The organism is Pseudomonas sp. SIMBA_067 (assembly GCF_046534675.1).
Taxonomy (GTDB): Bacteria; Pseudomonadota; Gammaproteobacteria; order Pseudomonadales; family Pseudomonadaceae; genus Aquipseudomonas; species Aquipseudomonas putida.
Window position 1 is genome coordinate 1 of sequence record NZ_JAWRYH010001172.1, and the last position, 242, is coordinate 242.

The 242-nt window shown below is 58.7% G+C and carries 1 protein-coding gene; it reads left to right on the forward strand.

What is annotated here, in order from left to right; genetic code table 11:
- The coding region (locus SB765_RS32970) for a phage tail assembly protein (protein WP_410932941.1) at nt 1–114 on the forward strand (114 nt) is incomplete at its 5' end.
- Nucleotides 115–242: the final 128 nt, after the last annotated feature.

Consider the following 242-nt stretch of genomic DNA (forward strand, 5'->3'; position numbering starts at 1 on the left):
CTGTTCGCCTCCCTGGCCGAGGTCGGCGTCAAAGACCTGGAGGGCCTGACCTACAAGGATTACAACCGCGTCTCGACCGGTTACACCTTTCTGGTGCGAGAAGACGAACTGTAATCCCGAGAGCATGAAGACGGCCGCCAAGCGACTGGCGGCCGAACTGAATTTCTCGGCCGAGGAAATCATGACCATGCCGTATGCCGACGTGGTCTGGTGGCTTACAGACTGAGCTTGCATAGGGGGCT